This window comes from Citrobacter sp. wls757, assembly GCF_005280935.1.
GTDB classification, from domain to species: domain Bacteria; phylum Pseudomonadota; class Gammaproteobacteria; order Enterobacterales; family Enterobacteriaceae; genus Citrobacter; species Citrobacter portucalensis.
The window spans coordinates 463,513-467,580 of sequence record NZ_SZWU01000015.1; the positions used below are offsets into that span (position 1 = coordinate 463,513).

3 protein-coding genes and 1 pseudogene are annotated in these 4,068 nt (G+C 56.5%); all 4 read right to left on the bottom strand.

The features are described from left to right. The coding region (locus FDW94_RS23835; protein ID WP_249358282.1) for a response regulator at positions 1-348 on the bottom strand (348 nt) is incomplete at its 3' end. After that, positions 345-3,029 carry a two-component system sensor histidine kinase KdpD gene (gene kdpD / locus FDW94_RS03985; RefSeq protein ID WP_032942706.1) on the bottom strand — a complete coding sequence of 895 codons (2,685 nt, stop codon included), beginning with the start codon at positions 3,027-3,029 and terminating at the stop codon, positions 345-347. The genes kdpD and FDW94_RS23835, both read right to left, overlap by 4 nt. A gap of 10 nt (positions 3,030-3,039) precedes the next feature. Next, a complete protein-coding gene (gene kdpC, locus FDW94_RS03990) occupies positions 3,040-3,606 on the bottom strand; it encodes a potassium-transporting ATPase subunit KdpC (protein ID WP_137377162.1) in 567 nt (188 codons plus the stop codon). An 8-nt stretch (positions 3,607-3,614) separates the two neighbouring features. Continuing rightward, positions 3,615-4,068, bottom strand: a pseudogene (locus tag FDW94_RS23840) (potassium-transporting ATPase subunit B); the annotation flags it as partial.

Here is a 4,068-nt window from a genome sequence, read left to right on the forward strand (position 1 = left end):
CAATGCCACGCGTAATCGCGCCTGTAGCTCGCCAATACCAAATGGTTTACTGAGATAGTCATCGGCACCGGCATCCAGGGCAGCGATTTTATCGCTTTCTTCGCTGCGGGCTGAGAGCACAATTACCGGTATCGCGCTCCATTGTCGCAGGTCACGAATAAAATCAATGCCGTCACCGTCCGGCAGACCGAGATCGAGAATGATGAGATCGGGTTTTCGCGTGGCGGCTTCCAGCAGACCACGTTGCAGCGTTTCCGCTTCATATACACGCAGACCATCGGCTTCCAGCGCGGTGCGCAGAAAGCGACGGATAGCCTGTTCATCTTCAACAATCAGTACGTTCGTCACATATCCTCATGAAAATCTTCAAGTTCAGGGGGGATTTCCTGGGGCAGTGTAACACGGAAACATGCTCCTCCCTGTGCGCGATTGTGGACGGAAATCGTACCGCCGTGCACGTCCACAATGGCCTGACAGATTGCCAGCCCCAGCCCAACGCCCGGTACCGATGACTCTTTGTTTCCCCGGGAAAACTTGTCAAAAACTCGCTGCTCCATACCCGATGGAATGCCGGGACCATTATCCCAGACGTCAAGTTGGAGGTGCTCGCCATCGACGCTGGCATCAATACCGATTTGCGCCGCTGGACCTGCGTATTTAACGGCGTTTTCCAGCAGATTAATCAGCACCCGTTCAAAGAGTGGGCCATCGACGTGGATCAGCGTCAACGGTGCTGGTAGCGACAAATTAATAGGAGCAGAGAGTCCTGGCTCCAGCATCTGCAGGGCGCTGCCGACCACCTCTTCCAGTGTTAACCACTCCTTCTTAAGATTAAAGCCGCCAGACTGAATTCGCGCCATATCCAGCAGGTTATTAACCAGTCGGGTCGTATTAAGGACGTGCTGGCGAATCTCACTGGCCTGGCGCGCGTGCGGCGATCCTTCGCTTGCCAGATCCAACGTTAAGATCTCTGCCTGACCAAACAGCACCGTTAGCGGCGTACGTAAATCGTGGGAAAGGGCGGCGAGCAGCGCGTTGCGAATGCTTTCACGCTCGCTGGCAAACCGGGCTTGCTCTTCGCTGGCAGTCAGCGTCAGACGCTCCAGCGCACTGGCGACCAGTAAAGTAAAAGTTTCCAGCAGGCGTTGCTGTTCGGGGATCATCAACTGGCGTAAATTTCCTGGTTCCACCACCAGCAGCCCATGCGTTTTGTCAGCACTTTTTAACGGTAAAATTTGATACGGCACACCTGGCAACGTGTCAGTACCTGCGCCAGCCGGTTGCCCTTTATCAAAGCTCCATTGGGCAATGGCATCATCCCACGGCGTCATGCCCTGTTGATGAGTGAGAGGGGCCAGCTTACCGTTCTCACCGGGCAGTAAAACCTGGCTGCGGGCCTGGAACGTTGAGGCAATAAACTGTTCGCTGGTGGCGGCAATATCTTGCTGACTACGCCCAACGGCCAGCGCTTTCGACATCTCATACAAATGGCGCGTACGTTGTTCACGATAACGGGCCACCCGCGCCTGATAACGCACTCCGGCGGTCAGATTACCAATAACCAGCCCTACCGTTAGCATCACGGCGAAGGTGAGCAGGTACTGGACATCGGAAACGGCCAGCGTGCCACGCGGAGCAATAAAGAAGAGATCGAAGCTGGCGACGTTAATAAAAGTTGCCAGCACCGACGGCCAGCGTCCGTAAAAGAGGGCGATAACCACCACGCCCAATAAATAGATCATCACCAGGTTGGCGGCGTCAAAGGCCATCAACCACTGCATGGCAATCAACGTAATGATGGCGCACAGCGCGACGGCAACCACACAACCCTGAATTTGTACCCGCCATTTATCCTTAAAGGTGCGGTTATCTGCAGTTTGTAGCACAGGGCGCGAAGGTGGCTCATCGAGCGCAACAATCATCAGGTCGAGATCCGGTGCGCGATGGGCCAGTTTGTCAGCAAAGGAATCACTGCGCCACCAGCGTCGTGTAGTCGGACGTCCGAGGACAATTTTTCCCAGATTATGCTCACGGGCGTAGCGGATTACCGCCTTGTCTTCAGCGGGATCGGAAAGGGTGGCGGTTTCTGCACCCAGCTCCTGGGCTAACCGCAGAGCGCTTAGGATTGCCCGGCGCTGTTTTTCGGGCAGTCGGTGCAGCGCTGGCGTTTCAACATACACTGCATGCCAGACGCTGCCGAGGCGCGCTGCCAGACGCGCGGCAGCACGCACCAGCTTTTCGCTGCCGGTGTTGTGTCCAATGCACAGTAAAATGGCGTCACGGGTATGCCAGACTTTTTCTTCCCCCGGACGCCCTCGCCAGGCACGCATCTGATCGTCAACCCGATCGGCCGTGCGGCGCAGGGCCAGCTCACGTAGCGCGATCAAGTTCCCTTTGCGAAAGAAATGCTCGATGGCTCTTTCCGCCTGACCGGCGATATAGACCTTGCCTTCGTTCAGGCGTTGGCGCAAATCGTCGGGGGGAAGATCGACCAGCACCACATCGTCGGCGGCATCGAAAAAAGGATCGGGGACGGTTTCGCGAACCTGAATGCCGGTGACGCCGCTGACCACATCATTGAGGCTTTCCAGATGCTGTACGTTGACGGTAGTAAAAACGTCAATACCGGCTTCGAGCAGTTCTTCAATATCTTGCCAACGCTTAGGGTGGCGTGAGCCAGGCGCATTACTGTGCGCCAGTTCATCCATCAAAATGAGCGCCGGACGGCGGGCCAGCGCCGCGTCGAGATCGAACTCGCTGATATGACGACCATGGCGCGCCTGTCTCTTTAGCGGCAGGATGCTGAGACCGTCCAGCAACGCGGCGGTCTCTTTGCGTCCGTGGGTTTCCACCACGCCAATCAGCACATCTAACCCCTGCGCCCGCAGCCGCTGGGCCTCTGCCAGCATGGCCCAGGTTTTACCGACGCCTGCACACGCGCCGAAGAAAATTTTCAGTTTTCCGCGGTGCGGGGCAGCGGTCTGCTCCAGCAGGCGATCGGGGTCGGGGCGTAAGGGTTCGTTATGCATGTCCTTTTTCTCAGTGCTTATCCAGCGCTAAATTAAGTTCTACCAGGTTCACCACCGGCTGGCCGATAAAACTGACCAATGGCTTTTGCGTGTATTGTGCAACCAGGCGCGTGACTTCTTCAACGCTGAGGTTGCGAGCCTGCGCCACGCGGGGGATTTGCCAGGCCACCGCGGCGGGTGTCAGATTGTTATCCAGCCCGCTGGCAGAAGCCGTTACCAGCTCTACCGGAACGACAGGATTTGCCTGCGGGTTAGCTGCACGCAGCGCGGCTATCCGGCTTTGCAGCTGTTTATCCAGTTCCGGGTTGCTGGCTGCCAGGTTACTGCCGCCTGAAGCCATTGGATTATAGGGCATTTCTGCTGTAGCTGACGGACGTCCCTGAAAATAACCGGCCGCGGTAAAATGTTGCCCAATGAGCGCAGAGCCGCGAACGACCTGACCTTCGCGTAGAAGCGAACCGTTAGCCTGGTGGGGAAACCACCACTTCCCCAACGCGGTGGTCAACAACGGGTAAGCCCCGCCGGTGATAAGCATCAGGAAAATCAATGTTGATAATGCAGGACGTAATCCACTCATCTGAAACCTCACACCAGACCCAGCAGGGTCAGCAGTAAATCAATTGCTTTGATACCGATAAACGGTACAACCAGACCACCCAGACCATAGATCCACAAATTACGGCGCAGCATTGCGGATGCGGATAACGGTTTGTAGCTCACGCCTTTAAGCGCCAGTGGGATCAGAAAGACGATAACCAGCGCATTAAAGATAACCGCGCTGAGGATCGCCGAGTCCGGCGAATGCAGACCCATCACGTTAAGCGCATTGAGCTGCGGGTAGGTGGCGGCGAACGCGGCCGGGATAATGGCGAAATACTTCGCCACGTCGTTGGCGATACTGAAGGTGGTCAGCGAACCACGCGTCATCAGCATCTGTTTACCAATGTGTACCACTTCAATCAGCTTGGTGGGGTTAGAGTCGAGATCCACCATGTTGCCCGCTTCCTTCGCCGCCTGGGTCCCGGAGTTCATGGCGACC

What these genes read in the sequence shown, in the direction of transcription:
- kdpD (WP_032942706.1), bottom strand. Translation starts at nt 3,029, where the DNA reads ATGCATAACGAACCCTTACGCCCCGACCCCGATCGCCTGCTGGAGCAG.
- kdpC (WP_137377162.1), bottom strand. Translation starts at nt 3,606, where the DNA reads ATGAGTGGATTACGTCCTGCATTATCAACATTGATTTTCCTGATGCTT.